We start from the raw sequence: 25,261 nt of genomic DNA on the forward strand, positions 1-25,261 counted from the left end.
CAAGGGAGTTGGAAGGGGCTCAGCCCAGCTGGTCGAGTGTCTTCTTCAGGGCGCCGCGCTGGAAGACCAGTTTCCATCGCCGGCCTCCCTGCTGGTGCCAGAGCAGGGCGAAACGGATGCCGGCGAGCAGGATGGCGCGGACCCGCTCGGGCATCATGCGACTCTGCAGCAGCGAGGGGTCGCCCTGGACGACGATGCGCGTCTTGAGGGTCGAGAGCGTCTCCTGGTAGGCCTCGCCGAGGCTGGCGATGACGTTCTCGTGGGTCTCGCCGAAGTGCTCCGCCTGTCCCTGGATGCGGGTCAGGCGTGTGCCGAGGTCATCCATCATGGCATCGTTGCCGCGCAGCTTGTTCATCAGCATCAGCAGCGAGAAGCCATAGCGCAGCACCACCGGGTTGGCCTGCCGGCGACCGACCACGCCCTCGAGCACCTCGAGGCCGCGGCGCAGGTTGTTGGGATGGCCGCCGTAGATCGCCTCGAAGCTTTCGGGGTTGGTGTCCAGGGTGGCGCGGATCAGGGTCTCCCAGGCGCGCTGGTCGACCTGGCCTGTGCGGGCGAGCTCGTCGACCAGGCTGGCGGCCTGGAAGACCCCGGCCAGTGCCAGGGCCTGGCGGGCCGTGGGGGTGTCCGGGGCACGATGGATCGGGGTCGTGGCGGTCATGTGGCAGGCTCCGTAGCGTTCCAGGTCTTGCGGATCACCCCGCCGCCGAGGCAGATCTCGCCATCGTAGAGGACCAGCGATTGCCCAGGAGTGACCGCACGCTGAGGCGCATCGAAGCACACCTCGACGCCGCCATCCTCCCGCGTGTGGACAGCACAGGGCACGTCGCCCTGGCGATAGCGGGTCTTGGCGGTGAAGCGGCCCTCGGCGGCCGGTGGCTCGCCGGCCACCCAGTCCATGGCCTCGGTGGCCAGGCTGTCGGTATAGAGCAGCGGGTGATGCTTGCCCTGCACGGCGACGAGCACGTTGCGCTCGAGGTCCTTGGCGGCGACGTACCAGGGGGCGTCCGGATGGTTGGCGAGCCCGCCGATGCCCAGCCCCTGGCGCTGGCCGAGGGTGTAGTACATCAGCCCCATGTGCTCGCCGATCACCTCACCCTCGGGGGTCTCGATCACGCCGGGCTGGGCGGGCAGGTACTGCTTGAGGAAGTCGCGGAAGCGGCGCTCGCCGATGAAGCAGATCCCCGTGGAGTCCTTCTTGCGCGCGGTGACCAGGTCGTGGCGCTCGGCGATGGCGCGCACCTCGGGCTTCTCCAGCTCGCCCACCGGGAAGAGGGTGCGGGCGATGGCGGCCTCGGGGACGGCATGCAGGAAGTAGCTCTGGTCCTTGTTGGGGTCGAGTCCCTTGAGCAGGCGTGGCCTGCCGCCGCAGATACCTTGTCGAACATAGTGGCCGGTGGCGATCTTCTCGGCACCCAGCATCTCGGCGTACTCCAGGAACACCTTGAACTTGATCTCGCGGTTGCAGAGGATGTCCGGGTTCGGCGTGCGCCCCGCCTGATACTCGGCCAGGAAGTGCTCGAAGACGTTGTCCCAGTACTCGGCGGCGAAGTTGGCGGTGTGCAGTCGGATGCCGAGCCTCTCGCACACCGCCTCGGCGTCAGCCAGGTCGGCCTTGGCGGTGCAGTACTCGGTGCCGTCGTCCTCGTCCCAGTTCTTCATGAACAGGCCTTCGACGTCGTAGCCCTGCTCCAGCAGCAGCAGGGCAGACACGGAGGAGTCGACGCCGCCGGACATGCCGACGATCACCTTGCCTGGGGTGGCGGTCATGGGCGCTCTCGAATCGGGTGTGGCTTAAATGGGCGGGGATTATACATGATACGAGCGCCGAGCGCCGAGCGCCGAGCCGCCAAGCTCCAAGAAGCAAGGGGGCTCGTTACTTTTCCACTTTCTACTTCAGCCTCGGCTTGGCCGCTTGGCCGCTTGGCCGCTTGGCCGCTTGGCCGCTTGGCCGCTTGGCCGCTTGGCCGCTTGGCCGCTTGGCCGCTTGGCCGCTTGGCCGCTTGGCCGCTCAGCGCTCGTGAATCACGTCCATGGGATAGAAGCGGCTCGCCAGCGCGTCGCGGACGCGCCGCAGCACCAGTGGGCTGCGCAGGCGGCCTTCCCGGTCCAGCGCCTCGAGCTCCTCGAGGGTCAGCCAGTGCACGGCAAGGATGGCCGGGTCCAGCTCGTTGCCCAGGTGGGCCAGGGCCATGCCGAAGAAGCCGTGGCTGTGGAAGGTCAGGCCATCCGGTGTGCGATAGACGTACATGCCCAGGTAGTCGGTGATGCCGACCTGCCAGGCGGTCTCCTCGCGCAGTTCACGCAGGGCGGCCTCCTGGATGCGCTCGCCGGGCTCCAGGTGGCCGGCGGGCTGGTTGAACAGCGTCTCGGCCCCGCCGCGGTCCTCCTCCACCATCAGGAAGCGCCCGGCCCGTTCCACCACGGTGGCCACGCTGATATAGGGCTGCCAGCGGCTCATCGTCGGCCTCCTTTTTTGTCTCGGGCCCGGCGAGCGCCTGTCGGCGGCCTGCGCGGGGCGTGAAGGGTCTCCCGTCGCCACTGTCCGGGGGGCAGGCCATCCAGCCGCCAGGGACCGATGGCCACCCGCACCAGCCTCAGGGTGGGGTGACCGACATGGGCGGTCATTCGGCGGACCTGTCGATTGCGGCCCTCGGTGATGGTCAGCTCCAGCCAGCTGGTACGCGGGTGGCGTCTCGTGTCCAGGGGCGGGTCACGCTCGGGCAGGCCGCTCGACGCCAGGCGTCGCACCCTGGCGGGTCGTGTCCTGCCGTCCTTGAGAGCGACGCCGTCGCGCAGTGCCTGCAGGGCGGCGTCACTGGGCTCACCCTCCACCTGGACCCGGTAGGTCTTGGGCTGCTTGTGGCGGGGGTCGCTGATGCGATGGATCAGTTCGCCGTCGTCACTGAGCAGCAGCAGCCCCTCGGAATCATGGTCGAGACGGCCCGCCGGGTAGATGCCGGGCACGTCGATGACGTCGGCCAGGGTCGCGCGGCGCTCCCCGTCTGCGGCCTTTCGGTCGGTGAACTGGGAGAGCATGCGATAGGGCTTGTGCAGCAGGTAAAGGTTCATCGTGTCCTTCCACTATACCGAGTGCCTGACGCCAATCAACGCCCGAGGCAATAACGCAACGGCTCCCCTCCGCCAAGAGGCGGACGGGAGCCGGAAGGGCCGCCCGCAGAGGGCGGCAGGTCGCCTCGGGCGATACGTCAGTCCTGGGCGACCAGTGCCAGGGCGTCGTTCAGGGTCTTGCTGGGACGCATGACGGCGCGCGCCAGCTCGGGGTCTGCATGGTAGTACCCCCCGATGTCCACCGGGTGCCCCTGCACGCCGTTCAGCTCTTCGAGAATGATCGCCTCGTTGGCCGTCAACGTCTCGGCCAGGCGTGTGAAGAGTTTCTTGAGTTCGGCATCCTCGTCCTGGGCAGCCAGGGCCTGGGCCCAATAGAGGGCGAGGTAGAAGTGGCTGCCGCGGTTGTCCAGCTCTCCCGCCTTGCGGGAGGGCGACTTGTTGTGCTCCAGGAACTCGCCGGTGGCCTTGTCCAGCGCCTCGGCCAGCAGGGTCGCGCGGGGGTTGCCGAACTGCTTGGCGAGATGCTCCAGGGAGGCCCCCATGGCGAGGAACTCGCCGAGGCTGTCCCAGCGCAGGTGGTTTTCCTCGAGGAGCTGCTGCACGTGCTTGGGCGCCGAGCCGCCGGCCCCGGTCTCGAACATGCCGCCACCGGCCATCAGCGGCACGATGGAGAGCATCTTGGCGCTGGTGCCCAGCTCCAGGATCGGAAACAGGTCGGTGAGGTAGTCGCGCAGGATGTTGCCGGTCACCGAGATGGTGTCGAGGCCGCGAACGACGCGCTCGAGGGTGTAGCGCATGGCCCGGACCTGGGACATGATCTGGATGTCGAGCCCGTCGGTGTCGTGCTCATTGAGGTAGGTCCTGACCTTCTTGATCAGTTCATTCTCGTGCGGGCGGTAGGGGTCGAGCCAGAACACGGCCGGCATGCCGGAGTCGCGGCAGCGCTCCACCGCTAGCTTCACCCAGTCGCGGATCGGTGCATCCTTGACCTGACACATCCGCCAGATATCGCCTTCCTCGACGGTCTGGGAGAGCAGCACCTCGTCGGTCTCCAGGTCGGTGATGTTGGCGACACCGTCCTCCGGGGCCTCGAAGGTCTTGTCGTGGGAGCCATACTCCTCGGCCTTTTGGGCCATCAGGCCGACGTTGGGCACGGTGCCCATGGTGGCGGGGTCGAAGGCGCCATTCCATTTGCAGAAGTTGATCATCTCCTGGTATATGCGCGCGAAGGTCGACTCCGGCATCACCGCCTTGACGTCCTTGAGGCGGCCGTCGGCACCGTACATCTTGCCGCCGGCACGAATCATGGCGGGCATCGAGGCGTCCACGATCACATCGCTGGGTGAGTGGAAGTTGGTGATGCCGCGCGCCGAGTCCACCATGGCCAGTTCCGGCCGCTGGTCGTGGCAGGCGTGCAGGTCGCGGATGACCTCCTCGCGCTGGGTCTCGGGCAGCGTGTCGATTTTCTCGTACAGGTTCGCCATGCCGTTGTTGACGTCGACGCCCAGCTCATCGAACAGCGCGCCGTGCTTCTCGAAGGCATCCTTGTAGAAGATCTTCACGCAGTGGCCGAACACGATGGGGTGCGAGACCTTCATCATCGTCGCCTTGACGTGCAGGGAGAACATCACGCCGGTCTTGCGCGCATCCTCGATTTCCCGCTCGTAGAACTCGAGCAGCGCCTTCTTGCTCATGAACATGCTGTCGATGATCTCGCCTTCCTGCAGCGAGATCTCGGGCTTGAGCACGTGTGTATGGCCGCTCTTGGTGATCAGCTCCATCTTCACCTTGCGGGGGCGATCCAGGGTCATCGACTTCTCGCCGTGGTAGAAGTCGCCGCCGTGCATGTGAGAGACGTGGCTGCGCGAGGCCTGGCTCCACTCCCCCATGTGATGCGGGTACTTGCGGGCGTATGCCTTGACGGCCTTGGGCGCACGGCGGTCGGAGTTCCCTTCACGCAGCACCGGGTTGACGGCACTCCCCCTGACCTTGTCGTAGCGCGCCTGGATGTCTTTCTCTTCGTCGCTCTTCGGTTCGTACGGGTAGTCCGGCAGGGGATAGCCCTGTCCCTGCAGCTCCTTGATGGCCTCATGAAGCTGGGGCATGGACGCGCTGATGTTGGGCAGCTTGATAATGTTGGCTTCCGGCGTCTTGGCCAGGGCGCCCAGTTCGGCCAGGTGATCCTCGACACGCTGATCTTCTGCCAGATAGTCGGGAAACAGCGAGAGAATCCGTGCCGCCAGGGAGATGTCGCGCGTTTCCACGTCGATACCGGCAGCGTCGGTGAAGGCGTCGATGATCGGTAGCAGCGAGTGGGTCGCCAGCGCAGGCGCTTCGTCGGTAAAGGTATAGATAATCTTCGGCGTGTGGGGCATGGGGCGTGGATCTCTCTGGTCACTGCGGTGGCATGGAATGGGGGTGCCATGCGCGGGCGCCCCGGCGGAGGTGGTTAAGCCTACCAAGATTGTCGACAAGTGTCCCGCGCAGCTTACCCCCGCTGGGGGGGAGTGGTACACTCCGGGCTCCACTCAATAGACCAAAAGGGGAGTTCGCCATGGGGTTCAACAAGATCGTCGTTCCTGAGAGTGGCCAGAAGATCACCGTTAACGCCGACAACACCCTGAACGTGCCGAACAATCCGATCATCCCGTACATCGAGGGTGACGGCATCGGCGTCGACGTGACGCCGGCGATGATGATCGCCATCGATGCCGCCGTACAGAAGGCCTACAACGGCGAGCGCAAGATCCACTGGATGGAAGTCTACGCCGGCGAGAAGGCCACTCACGTCTATGATGCCGACACCTGGATGCCGGAAGAGACCCTCGAGGCGGTCAAGGACTATGTGGTCTCCATCAAGGGCCCGCTGACTACGCCAGTGGGTGGTGGCATCCGTTCCCTGAACGTCGCCCTGCGCCAGAAGCTCGACCTCTACGTCTGCCAGCGCCCGGTGCGCTGGTTCGAGGGCGTTCCGAGCCCGGTCAAGAAGCCGGCCGATGTGGACATGGTCATCTTCCGCGAGAACTCCGAGGACATCTACGCCGGCATCGAGTGGAAGGCCGGTACCCCCGAGGCCGACAAGGTCATCAAGTTCCTGCGCGAGGAGATGGGGGTCACCAACATCCGCTTCCCCGAGAACTGCGGCATCGGCGTCAAGCCGGTCTCCGTCGAGGGCACCAAGCGTCTGGTGCGCCAGGCCCTGCAGTACACCATCGACAACGATCGCGAGTCGCTGACCCTGGTGCACAAGGGCAACATCATGAAGTTCACCGAGGGGGCCTTCAAGGACTGGGGCTACGAGCTCGCCAAGGAGGAGTTCGGTGCCGAGCTTCTCGACGGCGGCCCCTGGATGACCATGAAGAACCCCAACAATGGCAAGGAAATCGTCATCAAGGACGTCATCGCCGACGCCATGCTGCAGCAGATCCTGTTGCGTCCGGCCGAGTACGACGTCATCGCGACCCTGAACCTCAACGGTGACTACCTCTCCGACGCCCTGGCGGCCGAGGTGGGCGGCATCGGCATCGCGCCGGGCGCCAACATCTCCGACACCACTGCCATGTTCGAGGCGACCCACGGCACCGCGCCCAAGTACGCCGGCCAGGACAAGGTCAATCCCGGCTCGCTGATCCTCTCCGCGGAGATGATGCTGCGCCATATGGGCTGGGTCGAGGCGGCCGACCTGGTGCTCAAGGGCATGGAGAAGGCCATCTCCAAGGGCGAGGTCACCTATGACTTCCATCGTCTGATGGACGATGCCAAGCTTCTCAAGTGCTCCGAGTTCGGCCAGGCCGTCGCCGACAACATGTAAGTCGCGACGACGGACCCGGGGCCCCCGTCCGCCACCCGGCGGACGGGGGTCTTTGCGTTGAGACGTCCTGGTATCGAATCCAGGCGGTGAACCCTGACGGCCCTGTGGCGTCCAATCACGGTTGAGATGATGGACGGCCTCCGGCTTGTCGAGATGGATAGTGGCTCTTATGTTCAGTAGAGACGATGAGGTGGCGCGACGAGTGGCCATGGTGGCCCCGCGGGGGGGCATGACCCGGCCGCCGGGCCCCGAGCAGGACGATGGCGACCTGGCGGTGCAGAATGCCGACCCGGAAGTGGCGCGTCCTCCCCTGTACAAGGTGGTGCTGCACAACGATGACTTCACGCCCATGGAGTTCGTGGTTGAGGTGCTGCAGACCTTCTTCCAGATGGACAGCGAGACTGCGGTGCAGGTGATGCTGACCGTGCACACTCGTGGAAAGGCTACCTGTGGTGTCTTCACCCGCGATATCGCGGAAACCAAAAGCCATCAGGTCAATCAATATGCAAGAGAGTGTCAGCATCCGCTGCTGTGCGACATCGAGGCGGCGGACTGAGCGGCATGGTCGAAGAGGGACAGCGACGGTCCTGCGTTGAAGGGAGACTTGCAACGGCGCCGTTTGTACCCGATGTTGATGATGCCGGACCATGAATGATCCGACGCGAAGCCCTGGGCGGCGAGAAGGGGACTGCCATGCTGAGTAAAGAACTTGAACTGACCCTGAACACGGCATTTACCGTGGCCCGCTCCAAGCGCCACGAGTTCATGACCGTGGAGCACCTGCTGCTGGCGCTGCTGGACAACGCCTCGGCGGCGGATGTGCTGCGTGCCTGCGGGGCCAACCTCGACAAGCTGCGGTCCGACCTGCAGGATTTCATCAATTCCACCACGCCGCTGATCCCCGAGGACCAGTCGGACCGGGAGACCCAGCCCACCCTGGGCTTCCAGCGCGTGCTCCAGCGTGCCGTCTTCCATGTCCAGTCCTCCGGCAAGAGCGAGGTCACCGGCGCCAACGTGCTGGTGGCGATCTTCTCCGAGCAGGAGAGCCAGGCGGTCTACTTCCTGAAGCAGCAGAACGTGGCCCGGGTCGATGCCGTCAACTACATCGCCCACGGCATCTCCAAGGTTGCCGGTCACGGCCAGAGCCAGTCGTCTCCCTCGCCGGAGGCCGAGGAGGCCGAGGAGGGCGGTGCAGAGTCCGGCTCCAACCCGCTCACCAGCTATGCCACGAACCTCAACGAGCAGGCACGGTTGGGCAAGATCGACCCGTTGATCGGCCGCGACCACGAACTCGAGCGGGTGGTGCAGATCCTGGCGCGTCGGCGCAAGAACAATCCGCTGCTGGTCGGCGAGGCCGGCGTGGGCAAGACCGCCATCGCCGAGGGGCTTGCCAAGCGCGTCGTCGAGGAGGATGTGCCCGACGTCATCAGCGATGCGGTGGTCTACTCCCTGGACATGGGCGCCCTGCTCGCCGGCACCAAGTATCGCGGCGACTTCGAGAAGCGCCTCAAGAACCTGCTGGCCGAGCTGCGCAAGCAGCCCAACGCCGTCCTGTTCATCGATGAGATCCATACCGTGATCGGCGCCGGCGCCGCCTCCGGTGGCGTGATGGACGCCTCCAACCTGCTCAAGCCGCTGCTCTCCTCCGGCGAGCTGCGCTGCATCGGCTCGACCACCTTCCAGGAGTACCGTGGCATCTTCGAGAAGGATCGTGCGCTGGCGCGCCGCTTCCAGAAGGTCGACGTCATGGCGCCCTCGGTGGAGGACACCACCCGCATCCTCATGGGGCTGCGCTCGCGCTTCGAGGAGCACCACCAGCTCAAGTACACCGATGCGGCCCTGGAGAGCGCCGCCCGGCTGTCGGACCGCTACATCAACGACCGCCACCTGCCCGACAAGGCCATCGACGTGATCGACGAGGCCGGTGCCCACCAGCGGCTGCTGCCGCCGGAGGTGCGCGTGGACACCATCGACGTCGACCAGGTCGAGGCGGTGGTGGCCTCCATCGCGCGGATCCCGCCGAAGAGCGTCTCCACTTCTGACCGCAAGCTGCTGGCCAACATCGATCGTGACCTGAAGATGCTGGTGTTCGGCCAGGACGAGGCCATCGACAGCCTGGCGGCGGCGATCAAGCTGTCGCGGGCCGGGCTCAAGGCACCGGACAAGCCGGTGGGCAGCTTCCTGTTCGCCGGGCCAACCGGGGTGGGCAAGACCGAGGTGGCCCGCCAGCTGTCCCATATCATGGGTATCGAGCTGGTGCGCTTCGACATGTCCGAGTACATGGAGCGCCACACCGTGTCGCGGCTGATCGGTGCGCCCCCCGGCTACGTCGGCTACGACCAGGGCGGCCTGCTGACCGAGGCGATCACCAAGCAACCCCACTGCGTGCTGCTGCTCGACGAGATTGAGAAGGCGCATCCCGAGGTCTTCAACCTGCTGCTGCAGGTCATGGACCACGGCCGCCTGACCGACAACAACGGCCGCGAGGCGGACTTCCGCCACGTGATCCTGATCATGACCTCCAACGCCGGGGTCGAGCAGGCCACGCGGCGCTCCATTGGCTTCCAGACCCAGGACCACTCGACGGACGCCATGGAGGTGATCCGCAAGACCTTCTCACCGGAGTTCCGCAACCGCCTGGACGGCATCATCCAGTTCCATGCCCTGCCGACCTCGGTGGTGCGCAACGTGGTGGACAAGTTCCTGGTCGAGCTGCAGGCTCAGCTCGACGAGAAGCGGGTCCAGCTCGACGTGGACGAGGCCGCCCGGGACTGGCTGGCCGAGAAGGGCTACGACCCCGACATGGGGGCTCGCCCGATGGCCCGCCTGATCCAGGAGAAGCTCAAGAAGCCGCTGGCCGAGCTGATCCTGTTCGGCGAGCTGGCCGAGCACGGCGGGGTGGTGCACGTCAGCGTGGAGGAGGGCGAGCTCCACCTCTCCACGGAGTCGGAGCTGGCCGACGCGCCCTGACGGGGCTCAGCCAGCCGCCATCACACAGCGCCCTGTCTGCGGACGGGGCGTTGTTCGTTCAGGTGTGTCAGCGGGGATGGCGGCGGGCGCGGGGTGCAGCCGGCGCTCGAGCGTGGGGCGGGCGATGCGGCGTGCCCGGCCGAGGCTCAGCGGGCGCGATAGACGATGCGGCCCTTGGACAGGTCGTAGGGGGTCAGCTCGACCTTGACCTTGTCGCCGGTGAGGATGCGGATGTAGTGCTTGCGCATCTTGCCCGAGATATGGGCGGTGACTACGTGGCCGTTCTCGAGCTCGACGCGGAACATGGTGTTGGGAAGGGTATCGACGACGACGCCTTCCATTTCGATATGGTCTTCACGTGCCATATAGGCGGTTCCTCGCTGATGATGACGAAAGAAGGCGGCACGGTGTCACGGCTTTGCCGCCCGTGCCGACAGGATAGCGCGATATTGTGCCGCATGCCGCTCGTCAAGGCAAAGGAACCCGCTCCCCGGCGCCCCTACAGGGCGATCATTCGGCGCCAGTGGCGGCCGTCGAGCATCTCCAGCGGCCGGAAGGACTGCTTGTAGTTCATCTTGCGGCACTCGCGGATCCAGTAGCCCAGATAGACATGGGGCAGCCCCTGGTCCCGGGCGCGCTGGATCAGCGCGAGCACGGCGAAGGTGCCCAGGGAGCGGCGCTCCAGCGCCGGGGCCGGATCGAAGAAGGTGTAGATGGCCGAGAGGCCGTGCTCGAGCTGGTCGAAGGCCGAGACGGCCACCAGCCGGCCGTCGAGCCGGAACTCCAGCAGCCGGGCGTAGGCCTGGTCGAGGGTCAGGAAGGTGCGATACTGCTCGTGGCTCGGCGGGTACATGTCGCCGTCGGCGTGGCGGGTCCGGACATAGTGGGCATAGAGCGCATAGTGCTCGGCATCGAAGAGGGCGGGGCGCACGTGCAGCGTCAGGTCGGCGTTGCGATTGGCCAGCTTGCGCTGGGTGCGGCTCGGCGCGAACTCGGCCACCGGGATGCGTACCGAGATGCAGGCATTGCAGGCATCGCAGTGGGGACGATAGAGGTGACGGCCGCTGCGGCGGAAACCGAGCAGGGCCAGTGCATCGTAGACCCCCTGGCCCGGCGCCTCCTGGGGGTCGAGGAACAGGGTGGTCGCCTCGCGGCCTTCCAGGTAGCTGCAGGCATGGGGCACGGTCAGGAAGAAGCGCAGGTCCCTGACCGGCTGCCGGGGGGCGTTGCTGCTCAAGGCTGCCATCTCCTCTGAATCGGTGGCCCGGTCATGCAAAGGTGTCGATCGCATCGAAGGACCAGGTCGGTGCCAGTACGCCGTCGACCGTCTCTCGACGGTCACTGCCGGCTTCGCCCAGCCACTGTTCAAGATAGCCGATGAACTCGCTACGGGCGATGTCCCTGGCCCCCAGGCTGGCCAGGTGGCCGGTATGCATCTGGCAGTCGATCAGCCGGCCGCCGCCGACGTTCATGGCGCGCGCCAGGTGCACCAGGGCCACCTTCGAGGCATCCGGCACGCGGGAGAACATCGACTCGCCGAAGAACACCGGGCCCATGGCCACCCCGTAGAGGCCGCCCGCCAGCTCGCCGCCGCGCCAGACCTCCACCGAATGCGCCGCACCGAGCCGATGCAGACGTTCATAGGCTGCCTGCATCTCGACGGTGATCCAGGTGCCGGGCTGGCCGACTCGGGGGGCGGCGCATGCCGCCACCACCCGTTCGAAGGCGGTGTCGACTGAGACTCGGAAGCCGCCATTGCGCAGCCGCTTGGCGAGGCTGCGCCGTATCCGGATCTCGTCCGGGATCAGCACCATGCGCGGGTCGGGGCTCCACCACAGGACCGGCTGGTCATCGCTGAACCACGGGAAAATCCCGCGGCGATAGGCGGCCAGCAGCCATTCCGGGGTCAGGGCCCCGCCGGCGGCCAGCAGGCCGTCGGGGTCGCGCAGGGCCGAGGCAATGGGCGGGAAGCCCACGGGGCGCTCGGGGAGCCAGGGGAGCATGGGCAGCGTCTTCCTCATTGACGACCCCTCCAGTCTGCCGTGCGGCGGGGTAGGGCTCAAGGCATGCAGGCCCCTGTGATGGTGAGCACTTGCTCGGTATGATTGAACGCAACGAAATCCGGAAGACGCCATGTTGGCGCAAGGGGGATGGCCGCTTGAGTGTCAAGAAGAGGACCTCGTCACGTCGCGTGACGGCGGCGAACGCCAGGGAGACGGCGAAGCGCTTCGGCCTGCGGCTGCAGGGGTCGGCGCGCGAGGGCGTGGTGATCCTGCTGCTGGCCGCCTGTGTGTTCCTGCTGCTGGCGCTCTACAGCTTCAGCGCCCGGGATCCCGGCTGGTCGCGCAGCGGCCCGGAGACCGAGGTCGCCAACTGGATGGGGCCGATCGGGGCCTGGCTCGCCGACGTGCTCTACTCGCTGTTCGGGGTCAGTGCCCTGTGGTGGCCCGGCATGCTGGGGTTCGCCGCCTGGTGGCTGATCCGTTCGCGGCAGGTGCGCTTCGAGTGGGATGCCACCGCCCTGGCGGTGCGCTGTGGAGGCCTGGTGCTGCTGCTGCTGGGCTCCACTACCCTGGGGGCGCTGCACTTCTACCGTCCCGATGGCCCCTTGCCCTACTCCACGGGGGGCATCCTCGGTGAGGGGCTGGTCGGTGCCCTGATCCCCCTGGTAGGGACGGGCGGGACCGGCCTGCTGGCCGTGGCCGCCATGCTCTGTGGCTTTCCCCTGTTCAGCGGGCTCTCCTGGCTGACGGTGATGGATGAGCTTGGCCACCGCAGCCTGATGCTGTGGCGCTGGGTGGCCGACCGTTTCGGCCTGGTGCGCGAACGACGCGCCGAGCGGCGTGACGAGGTCCGGGATGAGAGCGAGCCCCCGGTCGCCCGCTCCGATGAGCGAGGGGCCGACGAGGCCTCTCGCGAGACCGATCACCGGCCGCGCTGGTGGCAGCGTCTGGGGGGTGGCCGTCGTCGCGAGGCCGAACCCGTGCTGGCCGCCGACGGGGTCTCGCACCGCGAGCCCGGTTTCGGCAACGACGGCGAGACCGACATCCCCTGGGAGGTGCCCGAGCGCACGCCCTCGGCCAAGCAGCCCGAGGCGGCCTATTCCGCCCGGGCCTCGCGCGAAGCCGTGGAACCGCGAGTGACGATCACCCCGCCGGGGGGGCAGGGCACGCCCGCCTCCTCGCCCCGCGCCGAGGCCAAGCCCGCTGATACCGCGATGCCCCCGGCCCCACGCGAGCCGACCCCGGATGCCGGCGACGCCGCTCCCTCCGCATCCGGCGAGACACCGCGCACCAGGCCGGAAAGCCGCGACAAGGAGAGCGCTCGCCGGGTCCCTGAGGCGGTGCCCGAGCCGGTGCTGCCCGATGACGACGAGGTGATGCCGGCCTGGCACGGCCCCGCCCTGCGGGCCCAGCGTGACGAGGGACATCTCGATGCACGCGTGGCTGCGTCCTCCGGCAGCGCCGAGGACGGCGAGGCAGCCGATGCGCCGCCCCCCGCCCGGGCCTCCTCGGGTGCCTCGCCACACTCGCCGGCCCGCGAGGGGCGCCGGCGTGATCCGGGGGTCGCCCCACCGGAGCCGACGCCGCAGCTGGCGACCGCCGAGCAGGGACGCGAGGCCGCCGACGAGCCCGAGGGACCGGCACTGTGGACGGTGGAGCACCTGCAGAACCAGCGGCCGGTGCTCGACGAACTGCCGGAGCCCGATGGCGAACTGCCCAGCCTGCGGCTGCTGACGCCGCCGCAGCCCCAGCAGCGCAACTACTCCAGCGAGCAGCTGGGCGAGATGGCGGAACTGCTCGAGGTTCGGCTGCGCGAGTACGGGGTCAAGGCCGAGGTGGTCGATACCTGGCCTGGCCCGGTGATCACCCGCTTCGAGATCAAGCCGGCGGCCGGCGTGAAGGTTTCCAAGATCAGCAACCTGGCCAAGGACCTGGCGCGCTCGCTGATGGTCAAGAGCGTGCGGGTGGTCGAGGTGATCCCCGGCCGGCCCACCGTGGGCATCGAGATCCCCAATCCGCATCGCGCCATGATCCGCCTGCGCGAGGTGATCGATTCCGACCGCTACCAGCACGAGGCTTCGGCGCTGACCCTGGCGCTGGGCCAGGACATCGGTGGCGGCCCGGTGGTGGCCAACCTCGGCAAGATGCCCCACCTGCTGGTGGCCGGCACCACCGGTTCGGGCAAGTCGGTGGGGGTCAATGCCATGCTGATCTCCATGCTGCTCAAGGCGACCCCCGATGAGCTGCGCATGATCATGGTCGATCCCAAGATGCTGGAGCTGTCGGTCTACGACGGCATTCCGCACCTGCTGACGCCGGTGGTCACCGACATGAAGGAGGCGGCCAACGCGCTGCGCTGGTGCGTGGCCGAGATGGAGCGTCGCTACAAGCTGATGGCCTCCATGGGGGTGCGTAACATCGCCGGCTTCAACGGCAAGCTCGACGAGGCCGAGCGGGCCGGCGCCCAGGTGGCCGATCCCCTCTGGGAGCCCCAGCCCTGGGAGATGCACCAGGCCCCGCCGGTGCTCGAGAAGCTGCCCTATATCGTGGTGGTGATCGACGAGTTCGCCGACATGTTCATGATCGTCGGCAAGAAGGTCGAGGAGCTGATCGCACGGCTGGCCCAGAAGGCCCGCGCCGCCGGCATCCACCTGATACTCGCCACCCAGCGTCCCTCGGTGGACGTGGTCACCGGCCTGATCAAGGCCAACATTCCCACCCGCATGGCCTTCCAGGTCTCCTCGCGGGTCGACTCGCGCACCATCCTCGACCAGGGGGGCGCCGAGAACCTGCTCGGACACGGCGACATGCTCTACCTGCCGGCCGGGTCCGGGATGCCGACCCGCGTCCATGGTGCCTTCGTCGATGACGACGAGGTGCATCGCGTGGTCGAGGACTGGAAGCGGCGCGGCGAGCCGGAGTACATCGACGAGATCCTCTCCGGCGGCGTCTCCGCCGAGGCCCTCACCGGCCTGGAGGCCGAGGGCGGCGGTGACGACGATGCCGAGCAGGATGCCCTCTATGACGAGGCGGTGGCCTTCGTCACCGAGAGTCGTCGGGCCTCCATCTCGGCGGTGCAGCGCCGCTTCAAGATCGGCTACAACCGGGCCGCGCGCCTGGTCGAGTCCATGGAGATGGCCGGGGTGGTCTCCACCATGGGCACCAATGGCGCGCGCGAGGTACTGGCCCCGCCGCCGGTGGGCGACTGACCCACCGCAACCTTGCAGCAATCATGGAAGCCCCGGCGGGGATGCAACCCGCCGGGGCGTCCCCGGTCCGAGTGACAGGATGCCATGATGGACCCGTCCAGGGAGACAGAGACGATGACAGTGAAGAAGACCCTCGCCGCGCTGACCATGACCCTCGCCGTGCCGATGTCGGCCCTGGCCAGCGAGGGCGCCGAGCGACTGGCGGACATTCTCGAGCCGCTCGAGACCTACGTGGCGGACTTCGAGCAGCAGATCCTCGATGGCAGCGGCCAGCGCCTGCAGGAAGCCCGCGGCCGCATGTGGCTGTCGCGTCCCGGCAAGTTCCGCTGGGAGGTGGATGCCCCCTACGAGCAGCTGGTGGTCTCCGCGGGCGAGGAGGTCACCCTCTACGATCCGGACCTGGAGCAGGCCACGGTGCAGGCGCTGGACCAGCGGGTGACCCATACCCCGGCCCTGCTGCTCTCCGGTAGCGCCGACGAGCTGACCGGCAGTTACGACGTCACCCGTCGCCAGCAGGGCAGCAGCGAGACCTTCACCCTGGTGCCCAAGGATCCCGATACCCTGTTCGAGGAGCTGCAGATGACCTTTCGCGGGGAGGCGCTGGACCTGCTGCAGATGACCGACAGCACCGGGCAGCGCACCGCCATCGAGTTCGACAACGTGCGCATGAACGAGCCGCTGGACGACAGCCGCTTTACCTTCGAGATCCCCGACGGCACCGACGTGATCCGCGACACGCAGTAAAGCGCCGAGCTGAAAGCGCCGAGCCGCCAAGTTGTTCGTTAGTGGGTGGCAGGCGTTGAGGCAATGAATGAGTGCCCCCGTCGGATTACAGGTCTGGCGGGGGTTCTTTTTGGGTTAGGTTATCCTGCTTGGCTGCTTGGCTGCTTGGCTGCTTGGCGGCTTGGCGGCTTGGCGCTACGCGCCGCCATCCGCTTCGGCGTCGAGCTGCTCGCGCCAGGCCATCAGCTGGCCGTAACGCTTCTCCTGGCCGTAGGCCGTGGGTTGGTAGAAGTGCTGGTACGGGACCTCCTCGGGCCAGCAGTCGTGGTCACTGCCGGCAGGATAGCCGTGGGGCTCGTTGTGCGCGTAGCGGTAGCCCTCACCGTGGCCCAGGGACTCCATCAGCCTGGTCGGGGCGTTGCGCAGATAGGTGGGCACCTCGAGCCGTGGCTGCTCAGCCACGAAGGCCTTGGCCTGCTTCCAGGCCCGGTCGATGGCGTTGCTCTTGGGGGCCACCGCCAGGTGAATGGCGGCGTGGGCAATGGCGCGCTGGCCCTCGTAATCCCCCAGGCGCAGGTAGGCGTCCCAGGCGGCCATCACCAGGGGCAGGGCGCGGGGGTCGGCGTTGCCCACGTCTTCCGAGGCGATGGCCGCGAGGCGGCGGATCACGTCCAGCGGGTCGCCGCCGCCCTGCAGGAAGCGGGCGATATAGAGGAGGGCCGCATCGGGGCGCGAGGAGCGTACCGACTTGTGGATCGCCGAGAGCAGGTCGTAGAAGTGGTCGCCCTGCTTGTCGAAGGCGCTGGCCTGGTGGCCGATGACGTCTTCCAGTGCCTGGTGGGGCAGGCGCTCGCCGTCCCCCTCGTCCACGGTGAAGTCACAGGCGGTCTCCAGCAGGCCCAGGGCGCGGCGAGCATCGCCGGCGGCGGCCCGCGCCAGCAGAGCCAGCACCCCGTCGTCCACGCGGATCTGCCGAGCACCCAGGCCGCGTGCCTCGTCGGCCAGTGCTCGCTGCATCACCTCCACCAGTTCCTCCTCGTTGAGCGATTTCAGCACGTGCACCCTTGCCCGGGAGAGCAGCGCCGAGTTGACCTCGAAGGAGGGGTTCTCGGTAGTGGCGCCGATCAGCGTCAGCAGACCCGACTCCACGTGCGGCAGCAGGGCGTCCTGCTGGCTCTTGTTGAGGCGGTGGATCTCGTCGAGGAAGAGCAGGGTCGGGCGCTGGCGGGCCTGCATGTCCCGGGCGCGATCGACGGCGGCACGTATCTCCTTGACGCCCGCCATCACCGCCGAGAGGTGTTCCAGGTGGGCGCCGGAGACCTCGGCGAGGATCTCGGCCAGGGTGGTCTTGCCGGTCCCCGGGGGGCCCCAGAGGATCATCGAGCGCACCACGCCGCTCTCGGCCATGCGCGCCAGCGGCTTGCCAGGGCCGACCAGCGCCTGCTGCCCCACGTAGTCCGCGAGCCGTCGCGGGCGCATGCGAAAGGCAAGCGGCGCGGCATCATCGGGGGTGTTGCCCTGGAAGAGATCCATTTCTGACTCCTTGGCTCGCGACTGCTAGAGTGGATGTGTCGTCGCAGGCAATACGACCTTGGGCGACAGGCGGAATATCCCCCGAGGGGCTAGCTTGAGACAGGTCGGTCTTGACCCGGAGTGTCACGGCTTGCTGAACCCGACCTGCCGCGGTGAATCCAAGGAAGACAGCCTTCTGTCCCACATCGCTACAGAGGAGACTCTCGTCATGCCCATGCTGAAGCAGTTGCGTCAGGATCATGCCAACATGGCGCGCATGTTGCACGTCCTGCAGCTCAAGCAGAAATCCCTGGCGTGCGGCGAGCGTCCCAACTTCCAGCTGGTCCGGGAGGTTGTCGACTACATTCTCGACTATCAGGAAGGCTTTACCCAGCCTCTCGAGAAGGTCTGTACCGAGCGCCTCAAGGAACTCGACCCCTCGAGCGTCGAGGTCACCGAGCGCCTGTCCAGTGACTATCGGGCGCTGAAGTCCCGGCTCAAGCGTCTGTCCAACGACCTCGACATGATCCTGATGGATGCCGTGGTGCCCATGGACCGCTTCGCCGAGGACCTCAAGGCCTACCTGGAGAGTCACCGCGCCTACCTGCGTGACGAGCGCGAGCTGCTGTTCCCGCTGATCCAGGAAAACTTCAACGACCAGGACCTCGAGGCCCTCGCGGCGGCCCTGCCCGAGGGTGCCCAGGCGCAGCTCGAGCGCCTGCAGGAGGCCTATCCCGAGCTCTATGCCGAGCTGCGGGATGCCCCAGAGCCGATGACCTGATTCCTTCACGCCCCGGGATCGGGCCGGCGTTTCGGCTCGGCCCCGAGTCTGGGGTAGAATGGCTGGCATTCTCAGCAGCCAGCCCCTTGTCATGTCCAACCCTTCCCTCCACGCCAAGCCATCGTCCTGCTCGCACCATCCGGTCCTGCGGCGTCGGGGGAGGGCGTGATGGCGGGGCCGATCCTGGTCTTCGATTCGGGCGTTGGTGGCCTGTCGGTGGTCCGGGCGCTGCGCCGGTGCCTGCCCGAGGCCGGCCTCGCCTATGCCTGCGACAACGCCATGCTGCCCTATGGCCAGCGCGAGGATGCCTGGCTGGTGCAGCGCATCCAGGCCGTCTGCGAGGCCGCCGTGGCGGCCAGCGGTTGCAGCGCCCTGGTGGTGGCCTGCAATACCGCCAGCACCCTGGCGCTGGAGGCCCTGCGCGCGTGTCTGGCGATCCCCGTGATCGGCACCGTGCCGGCCATCAAGCCGGCGGCCCAGGTCAGCCGGACGCGCCATATCGGGCTGCTGGCGACCAGTGCCACCGTGTCGCGGCCCTACACCCTGCAACTGATCCAGGACTTCGCCGCCGACTGCCGGGTGACCCGGGTCGCCGCGGATGCCCTGGTCACCGAGGCGGAGCGCCTGGTGGCCGGGGAGCGCCCAGACCGGTCGACCCTGCGCCGGTCCCTCTCCCCGCTGTGGGACGATCCCGAACTGGATACCGTGGTGCTCGGCTGCACCCACTTCCCGCTGCTGGGCCCGTGGCTGGTTGATGCGGCGCCACGGCCGGTGACCTGGATCGACTCCGGTGAGGCCATCGCCCGGCGGGTTGCGCAGGTGGTGACGACGGTTACCCCTCGTCAGGGCGGCGAGCCGAGCTTCGTCACCGCGCCCGACGAATGCCTGGGCAGGGGGCTGGCCAGCTTCGGCTTCGCCTCCCCGAGGCTGCTGCATCCGGCCTGAGCCAACCTCGAGTGCCGGCATCGCCCTTCTCTCCATCATCTTGCCATCTTCCTTCCAGGAGCCGCCGTGGCCATTCCCGTCGTCGACCCCGCCCGCTATGACCAGCAGCTCGCGGCCAAGCGCCTGCGCATCACCCGTGACTTCGCGCGCTTCTCGCCGCCGGCACTCGAGGTGTTTCCCTCGCCGCCGAGTCACTATCGCCAGCGCTGCGAATTCCGCCTCTGGCACGAGGGGGATGACCTCTTCTATGCGATGTTCGAGGTGGACCCCGAGGATCCGAAACGCAAGACGGTGATTCGCCTGGACGGCTATGCGGTGGCCAGCCGGCAGATCAATGACCTCATGCCGCGCCTGCTCGATGCCATCCGCGACAACGACCTGCTGCGCCGCCGGCTGTTCCAGGTCGAGTTCCTCACCACCCTCTCCGGCGAGGCACTGGTCACCCTGATCTACCATCGCCGGCTCGACGAGGCCTGGGAGGCCGAGGCCCGAACCCTCCAGCAGGCGCTGGGCATCATGGTCATCGGCCGTGCCCGCAAGCAGCGGCTGGTGCTGGCACGTGACCATGTCTGGGAGCGCCTCTTGGTGGACGGCGACGCGCTGGTCTACCAGCAGGTCGAGAACAGCTTCACCCAGCCCAATGCCGAGATCTGCCGCGCGATGCTGGCTTGGGCCCGGGATGTCACCCGGGGCAGCCAGGACGCTGACCTGGTGGAGCTCTACTGCGGCAACGGCAACTTCACGGTGGCGCTGGCCGGTAACTTCCGGCGGGTACTGGCCACCGAGATCTCGCGGACCTCGGTGGCCAGTGCCCGGGTCAACCTGGAGGCCAACGGCATCGGCAACGCCGAGGTCGGCCGCATGTCCGCCGAGGAGTTCTCCCAGGCCCTGAAGGGCGAGAAGGGCGGGCGCCGGGTGGCCGAGATGGCCCTCGACGACTATGCCTTCTCCACGGTGCTGGTCGACCCGCCACGGGCGGGGCTCGATGAGGAAAGCTGCCGCCAGCTCAGCGAATATGCGCGTATCGTCTATATTTCATGCAACCCCGAGACTCTGGCCGACAACCTCGAGGTGCTGACCCGCACCCACGAGATCCGGCGTTTCGCGCTCTTCGACCAGTTCCCCTGGACGCACCACTGTGAATGCGGGGTCTTGCTGGAGCGGCGTGGCTGAAGGGCGCGGAGCGACGTGCCCGGCCCGATGTCAAGTGGCGATGCGCAACCGACATGTTCCATGAGTGAAGGGACATGTGGCTGGGGCGGGCTCGGGAAGTGACGTAAGCTGGGAGGCGATGCGGCCAGGAGGCCGCCACGTCAAGTTCTCACGGCCGCTACCGGTGGCCGCAGGCAGCCGAGGTGATGGATGCAACATGTCGCATATGAGGAGACCCGTCAGGATCTGCTCAAGCAACTCGAAGAGCGGCTGAAAAGCCGTCTGGACGAAGACAAGGCCGCCCAGGTCAGTGATTTCGCCCGCTACTTCTATGCCACGGTACCGCTCGACGATCTGGCCGACCGTCGCCTCGACGATATCTATGGCGCTACCCTGGCCGTGTGGCACTTCCTGCAGCAGTTCGACCCCGGCGAGCCCAAGGTGCGGGTCTTCAACCCCGACTTCGAGCAGCATGGCTGGCAGTCCACCCACACCTTCATCGCCGTGCTCCATGAGGACATGCCCTTCCTGGTCGACTCGGTGCGCATCGAGCTCAACCGGCGTGGCATGACGGTCCACGCCATTCATAATGCCGTGCTGGCGACGCAGCGTGACGGCCAGCAACGTCTCCAGCGGGTCTCCACGTCCCAGCAGGCCGACGCCCCGGAGGCCCGGGAGTCACTGATCGCCATCGAGGTCGACCGCCACTCAGACCCTGCCGTGCTCGAGGACATCGAGGCGAGCCTGCAGGACGTGCTGTGTGACGTACGCACCGCGGTGGCCGACTTCGAGCCGATGCGCGAGCAGGCTCGTGCAGCGCTTGCCGAGCTCAAGGCCTCGCGTCCGGAGCAGGTCGATGCCGAGGACCACGAGGAGGCCATCTCCTTCGTCGAATGGCTGTTGCATGACAACTTCACCTTCCTCGGCTACGACGAATATGCCGTCCACGAGGCTCAGGGGCGGCAGCGCCTGGATCGCGTCGAGGAGAGTGTGCTGGGTGTGTTCCGCCTCGACCAGCCGCGCTATCGCGAGCGCATCCGTACCGACCAGGGGGTCGAGGGGGACCACTACGTGCTGGTGCCCCAGCTGCTGTCGTTCGCCAAGAGCGCCCACCATGCGCGGATCCATCGCCCGACCTATCCCGACTACATCTCGATCGACCGCTACGATGACCAGGGGCGGGTGATCGGCGAGCGTCGCTTCCTCGGCCTCTTTACTGCCACCGTCTACAACGAGTCGCCGCGCAACGTGCCTATCCTGCGCCGCAAGCTCAAGACGGTGATGGACAAGGCCGGCTTCAACCCCAAGGGCCACAATGGCAAGCACCTGCTGCACATCCTCGAGGTCTATCCCCGCGACGACCTCTTCCAGATCGATACCGACGAGCTGACCCGGACGGCCCTGGGTATCCTCGACATGCGCGAGCGACGCCGGGTGCGGCTGTTCATCCGCGAGGACCGCTCCGGCAAGTTCTACTCCTGCCTGGCCTTCGTGCCACGTGATGTGTTCTCCACCGACCTGCGCCTGCGCATCCAGGACCTGCTCTGCGAGGAGCTCGACGCCACCTTCGGCGACTTCAATACCTACCTCTCGGAGTCGGTGCTGGCCCGCATCCAGTTCATCCTGCGCTTCAAGGGGGACCAGCCGGTGGACTATGACCTGCGCCGCCTGGAAGCCAAGCTGGTGCAGCTCGCCCGCAACTGGCGCGACGACCTGCAGGGGGCCGCCATCGAGGGGTTCGGCGAGGAGCAGGCCAACCTGCTGATGGACCGCTTCCGCGATGCCTTTCCTGCCAGCTACCGTGATGACTTCTCGGCGCGTACCGCCGTCTACGACCTGCAGCACATCAGCGAGCTGGATGCCGGCATCCCGCTGGCGCTCTCCCTCTACCGGCTGGTCGAGGAGGAGGGCAGCGGGGTCAACCTCAAACTGTTCCATCGCGACCAGCCCATCCCGCTCTCCGACGTGTTGCCGATGATGGAGAACCTGGGGCTCAGGGTGATCGGCGAGCGGCCCTACGAGCTGCAGGCCCGCGATGGCAGCTACTGGATCCACGACTTCGATCTGGAGCACCACACCAGCACCGAGGTCAACCTGCAGGAGATGCGCGAGCCCTTCATCGAGGCCTTCCTGCGCATCTGGAACGGGGAGGCCGACAACGACTCCTTCAACCGGCTGATCATCGGCGCCAACCTCGATTGGCGCGAGGTGGCCATGCTGCGAGGCTATGCCCGCTACCTCAAGCAGATCCGCTTCGGGGTCTCCCAGGACTACATGGCCACCACCCTGGTCAACCACCCGGAGATCACCCGCGAGCTGGTGACGCTCTTCGAACTGCGCTTCGATCCGGCCGAACGCCCGCCGGAAGGCGAGATCGAGGCCTGCACGGCACGCATCATCCGGCTGCTCGACGATGTCGCCAGCCTCAACGATGACCAGCTGCTGCGCCGCTACACGGAACTGATCCAGGCGACCCAGCGCACCAACTACTACCAGCCGGGCCTCGATGGCCGCTACAAGGACTACATGTCCTTCAAGATGGAGCCCTCCCGGGTCACCGGCATGCCCAAGCCGCGGCCGGCCTACGAGATCTTCGTCTGCTCGCCGCGGGTCGAGGGGGTTCACCTGCGTGGCGGCAAGGTGGCGCGGGGCGGGCTGCGCTGGTCCGACCGCTTCGAGGACTTCCGTACCGAGGTGCTCGGCCTGGTCAAGGCCCAGCAGGTCAAGAACGCGGTGATCGTGCCGGTGGGCGCCAAGGGTGGCTTTATCTGCAAGCGCCTTCCCGAGGGCGGTGACCGCGACGCCATCCAGCAGGAGGGCATCGCCTGCTACAAGACCTTCATCCGTGCCCTGCTCGACGTCACCGACAACCGCGTGGGGGGCGAGATCGTGCCACCTCGGGACGTGGTGCGCCACGACGACGACGACGCCTACCTGGTGGTGGCGGCCGACAAGGGCACCGCGACCTTCTCCGACATCGCCAACGAGATCTCCGCCGAGTACGGCCACTGGCTGGGCGATGCCTTCGCCTCGGGCGGGGCCAACGGCTACGACCACAAGAAGATGGGCATCACCGCCAAGGGCGCCTGGGAGTCGGTCAAGCGCCACTTCCGCGGCCTGGGGCTGAACACCCAGCAGGACGAGTTCACGGTGCTCGGCATCGGTGACATGGCGGGTGACGTCTTCGGCAACGGCATGCTGCTCTCCGACAGGATTCGCCTGGTGGGGGCCTTCAACCACCTGCATATCTTCGTCGATCCTAACCCCGATGCGGCATCGGGCTTTGCCGAGCGAAAGCGCCTGTTCGAGATGCCGCGCTCCAGCTGGGAGGACTACAACGCCGAGCTGATCTCCGAAGGCGGCGGCGTGTTCAAGCGCTCGGCCAAGACCGTCCCCATCTCCAAGCAGATGAAGGCGCTGTTCGGCATCAAGGAGGACAAGCTCGCCCCCAACGAGCTGATCCGCGCCATGCTCAAGTCCCGGGTCGACCTGCTGTGGAACGGCGGCATCGGTACCTACGTCAAGAGCAGCGAGGAGACCGACGCCCAGGTGGGGGACAAGGCCAACGATGGCCTGCGCATCGATGGCCGCGAGCTGCAGTGCCGGGTCATCGGCGAGGGCGGCAACCTTGGCTTCACCCAGCGCGGGCGCATGGAGGCGGCCGCCCGGGGCGTCCGGGTGACCACCGACTTCATCGACAATGCCGGCGGCGTCAACTGCTCCGACCATGAGGTCAACATCAAGATCCTCATCGACGAGGTGGTCAAGCGCGGCGACATGACCGATAAGCAGCGCAACCAGCTGCTCGCCGACATGACCGGCGAAGTCTCGGACCTGGTGCTGCTGGACAACTACCGCCAGACCCAGGCGCTGGATCTCGCCGAGCTGCTCTCCCGGCAGGGCATCGGGCCCTTCCGGCGCTTCATCAGCGAGCTGGAGGCTGCCGGCCAGATCGACCGCGAGCTGGAATTCCTGCCCGACGACGAGGTGCTCAAGGAGCGCGCCGCCAACGAGCAGGGGATGCTGCTGCCGGAGCTCTCGGTGCTGATCTCCTACGCCAAGAGCGTGCTCAAGGGTGACCTGATCGCCTCGGACGTGCCCGACGACCCGACCATCGTCAAGTTCGTCGAGCGGATCTTCCCCGGGGTGCTGGTCGAGCGCTACAAGGAGGAGATGTACGATCACCGGCTGAAGCGCGAGATCGTCGCCACCCAGGTGGCCAATGACCTGGTCGATCACATGGGCATCGTCTTCGTGCGCCGACTGATCGACTCCACCGGCGCCGATCGCGCCACCATCGCCCGTTCCTACGTGGTGGCGCGTGACAGCTTCCAGCTGCCGCGCCTCTGGGAGCAGATCGAGGCGCTGGACAACCAGGTGCCGAGCGCGGTGCAGTACGCCATGATGCTCGACCTGATGCGCATGCTGCGGCGTGCCACCCGCTGGTTCCTGCGCAATCGCACCGGCATGAGCACCCGGGATGCCATCGACTTCTTCGCCCCGCGCCTGGCGCAGCTGCAGGAGAACATCGGTAAGCGCCTGCGCGGCGAGGAGCATGAGGCCTGGGAGGCCCGCCGCAACGAGCTCATGGAGGCCGGTGTACCGGAGGCCCTGGCCGCCACCGTGGCGGCTGCCGGTAGCCTCTACGCGGCGCTCGGCATCATCCAGGCTGCCCGTCAGACCAACGAGAAGCCCCAGCGCGTCGCCGAGGTGTTCTACGAGATCGGCGATCGCCTGGAGCTGCCGTGGATGATCCAGCAGATCACCGACCTCAAGGTGCGCGACAGCTGGCAGGCCCAGGCCCGCGAGACCTTCCGCGACGACATCGACCGCCAGCAGCTGGCGCTGACCACCAGCGTGCTGGGCATGGAAGGCGGGCCCCGGGACTCCACCGAGCGGGTCGAGCAGTGGCTCTCGCTCCACCAAGGCATGCACAAGCGCTGGTGCCGGCTGCTCGAGGAGGTGAGCAGCGGCGCCCATGGTGGCTTCCCGCTCTTCGCGGTGGCCGTGCGCGAGCTGGTCGACCTGGCCGAGAGCAATCGCGAGACCTGATCGGCCGCCATGCCCACCCAGAGACACGAAC

Annotated in this window: 18 protein-coding genes; 9 read left to right on the forward strand and 9 right to left on the reverse strand. The window is 67.1% G+C overall.

Features of this window, described 5'->3' with window-relative positions:
• Positions 1–19 precede the first annotated feature (19 nt).
• The 5 genes from hflD to M8009_RS10165 form a co-directional block, all read right to left on the reverse strand.
• The gene (gene hflD, locus M8009_RS10145) at positions 20–661 is read right to left on the reverse strand and encodes a high frequency lysogenization protein HflD (protein ID WP_250060719.1); all 642 of its coding nucleotides are present in this window, start codon (positions 659–661) and stop codon (positions 20–22) included.
• Positions 658–1,770, reverse strand: a complete 1,113-nt coding sequence (gene mnmA, locus M8009_RS10150; RefSeq protein ID WP_250060720.1) for a tRNA 2-thiouridine(34) synthase MnmA — start codon at positions 1,768–1,770, stop codon at positions 658–660. The genes hflD and mnmA overlap by 4 nt, the downstream gene beginning before the upstream one ends.
• 241 nt (positions 1,771–2,011) lie before the next feature.
• The gene (locus M8009_RS10155) at positions 2,012–2,461 is read right to left on the reverse strand and encodes an NUDIX domain-containing protein (protein WP_250060721.1); all 450 of its coding nucleotides are present in this window, start codon (positions 2,459–2,461) and stop codon (positions 2,012–2,014) included.
• Positions 2,458–3,072, reverse strand: coding sequence for a pseudouridine synthase (locus M8009_RS10160; protein WP_250060722.1), 615 nt, complete (start codon positions 3,070–3,072; stop codon positions 2,458–2,460). The genes M8009_RS10155 and M8009_RS10160 overlap by 4 nt, the downstream gene beginning before the upstream one ends.
• 137 nt (positions 3,073–3,209) lie before the next feature.
• A complete protein-coding gene (locus tag M8009_RS10165) occupies positions 3,210–5,447 on the reverse strand; it encodes an NADP-dependent isocitrate dehydrogenase (RefSeq protein WP_250060723.1) in 2,238 nt (745 codons plus the stop codon).
• Between the two features lie 179 nt (positions 5,448–5,626).
• On the opposite strand from M8009_RS10165, the gene icd reads away from it, so the two are divergent.
• The 3 genes from icd to clpA all read left to right on the forward strand — a co-directional run bounded on the left by icd (position 5,627) and on the right by clpA (position 9,853).
• Positions 5,627–6,883: an NADP-dependent isocitrate dehydrogenase gene (gene icd, locus M8009_RS10170; RefSeq protein WP_250060724.1), complete on the forward strand. Its 1,257-nt coding sequence runs from the start codon at positions 5,627–5,629 to the stop codon at positions 6,881–6,883.
• Between the two features lie 208 nt (positions 6,884–7,091).
• A complete protein-coding gene (gene clpS / locus M8009_RS10175; protein ID WP_250060725.1) occupies positions 7,092–7,439 on the forward strand; it encodes an ATP-dependent Clp protease adapter ClpS in 348 nt (115 codons plus the stop codon).
• A 137-nt stretch (positions 7,440–7,576) separates the two neighbouring features.
• Positions 7,577–9,853, forward strand: coding sequence for an ATP-dependent Clp protease ATP-binding subunit ClpA (gene clpA / locus M8009_RS10180; protein WP_250061172.1), 2,277 nt, complete (start codon positions 7,577–7,579; stop codon positions 9,851–9,853).
• Positions 9,854–9,999: 146 nt separating this feature from the next.
• Here clpA and infA read toward each other — a convergent pair whose 3' ends face one another.
• From infA to aat, 3 genes are all read right to left on the reverse strand, one after another.
• On the reverse strand, positions 10,000–10,218 hold the full coding sequence (gene infA / locus M8009_RS10185) for a translation initiation factor IF-1 (protein ID WP_040185975.1): 219 nt from the start codon (positions 10,216–10,218) through the stop codon (positions 10,000–10,002).
• A gap of 134 nt (positions 10,219–10,352) precedes the next feature.
• Positions 10,353–11,090 carry an arginyltransferase gene (locus M8009_RS10190; protein WP_250060726.1) on the reverse strand — a complete coding sequence of 246 codons (738 nt, stop codon included), beginning with the start codon at positions 11,088–11,090 and terminating at the stop codon, positions 10,353–10,355.
• A gap of 31 nt (positions 11,091–11,121) precedes the next feature.
• On the reverse strand, positions 11,122–11,856 hold the full coding sequence (gene aat / locus M8009_RS10195) for a leucyl/phenylalanyl-tRNA--protein transferase (RefSeq protein WP_250060727.1): 735 nt from the start codon (positions 11,854–11,856) through the stop codon (positions 11,122–11,124).
• A 155-nt stretch (positions 11,857–12,011) separates the two neighbouring features.
• Here aat and M8009_RS10200 point away from each other — a divergent pair, with 155 nt between their 5' ends.
• Together M8009_RS10200 and lolA are read left to right on the forward strand one after the other, a co-directional pair.
• The gene (locus M8009_RS10200) at positions 12,012–15,065 is read left to right on the forward strand and encodes a DNA translocase FtsK (RefSeq protein WP_250060728.1); all 3,054 of its coding nucleotides are present in this window, start codon (positions 12,012–12,014) and stop codon (positions 15,063–15,065) included.
• Between the two features lie 114 nt (positions 15,066–15,179).
• Positions 15,180–15,809, forward strand: coding sequence for an outer membrane lipoprotein periplasmic chaperone LolA (gene lolA, locus M8009_RS10205; RefSeq protein ID WP_250060729.1), 630 nt, complete (start codon positions 15,180–15,182; stop codon positions 15,807–15,809).
• A 174-nt stretch (positions 15,810–15,983) separates the two neighbouring features.
• Here the strand turns inward: lolA and M8009_RS10210 are convergent, their stop codons facing one another.
• On the reverse strand, positions 15,984–17,321 hold the full coding sequence (locus M8009_RS10210; RefSeq protein WP_250060730.1) for a replication-associated recombination protein A: 1,338 nt from the start codon (positions 17,319–17,321) through the stop codon (positions 15,984–15,986).
• Between the two features lie 214 nt (positions 17,322–17,535).
• On the opposite strand from M8009_RS10210, the gene M8009_RS10215 reads away from it, so the two are divergent.
• The 4 genes from M8009_RS10215 to M8009_RS10230 all read left to right on the forward strand — a co-directional run bounded on the left by M8009_RS10215 (position 17,536) and on the right by M8009_RS10230 (position 25,230).
• Positions 17,536–18,081 carry a hemerythrin domain-containing protein gene (locus M8009_RS10215; protein ID WP_250061174.1) on the forward strand — a complete coding sequence of 182 codons (546 nt, stop codon included), beginning with the start codon at positions 17,536–17,538 and terminating at the stop codon, positions 18,079–18,081.
• A 168-nt stretch (positions 18,082–18,249) separates the two neighbouring features.
• The gene (gene murI, locus M8009_RS10220; RefSeq protein ID WP_250060731.1) at positions 18,250–19,026 is read left to right on the forward strand and encodes a glutamate racemase; all 777 of its coding nucleotides are present in this window, start codon (positions 18,250–18,252) and stop codon (positions 19,024–19,026) included.
• A gap of 66 nt (positions 19,027–19,092) precedes the next feature.
• Positions 19,093–20,199: a tRNA (uridine(54)-C5)-methyltransferase TrmA gene (gene trmA / locus M8009_RS10225; protein ID WP_250060732.1), complete on the forward strand. Its 1,107-nt coding sequence runs from the start codon at positions 19,093–19,095 to the stop codon at positions 20,197–20,199.
• A gap of 189 nt (positions 20,200–20,388) precedes the next feature.
• A complete protein-coding gene (locus M8009_RS10230; protein WP_250060733.1) occupies positions 20,389–25,230 on the forward strand; it encodes an NAD-glutamate dehydrogenase in 4,842 nt (1,613 codons plus the stop codon).
• Positions 25,231–25,261 lie beyond the last annotated feature (31 nt).

It is taken from the genome of Halomonas gemina, assembly GCF_023554995.1.
Taxonomy (GTDB): Bacteria; Pseudomonadota; Gammaproteobacteria; order Pseudomonadales; family Halomonadaceae; genus Halomonas; species Halomonas gemina.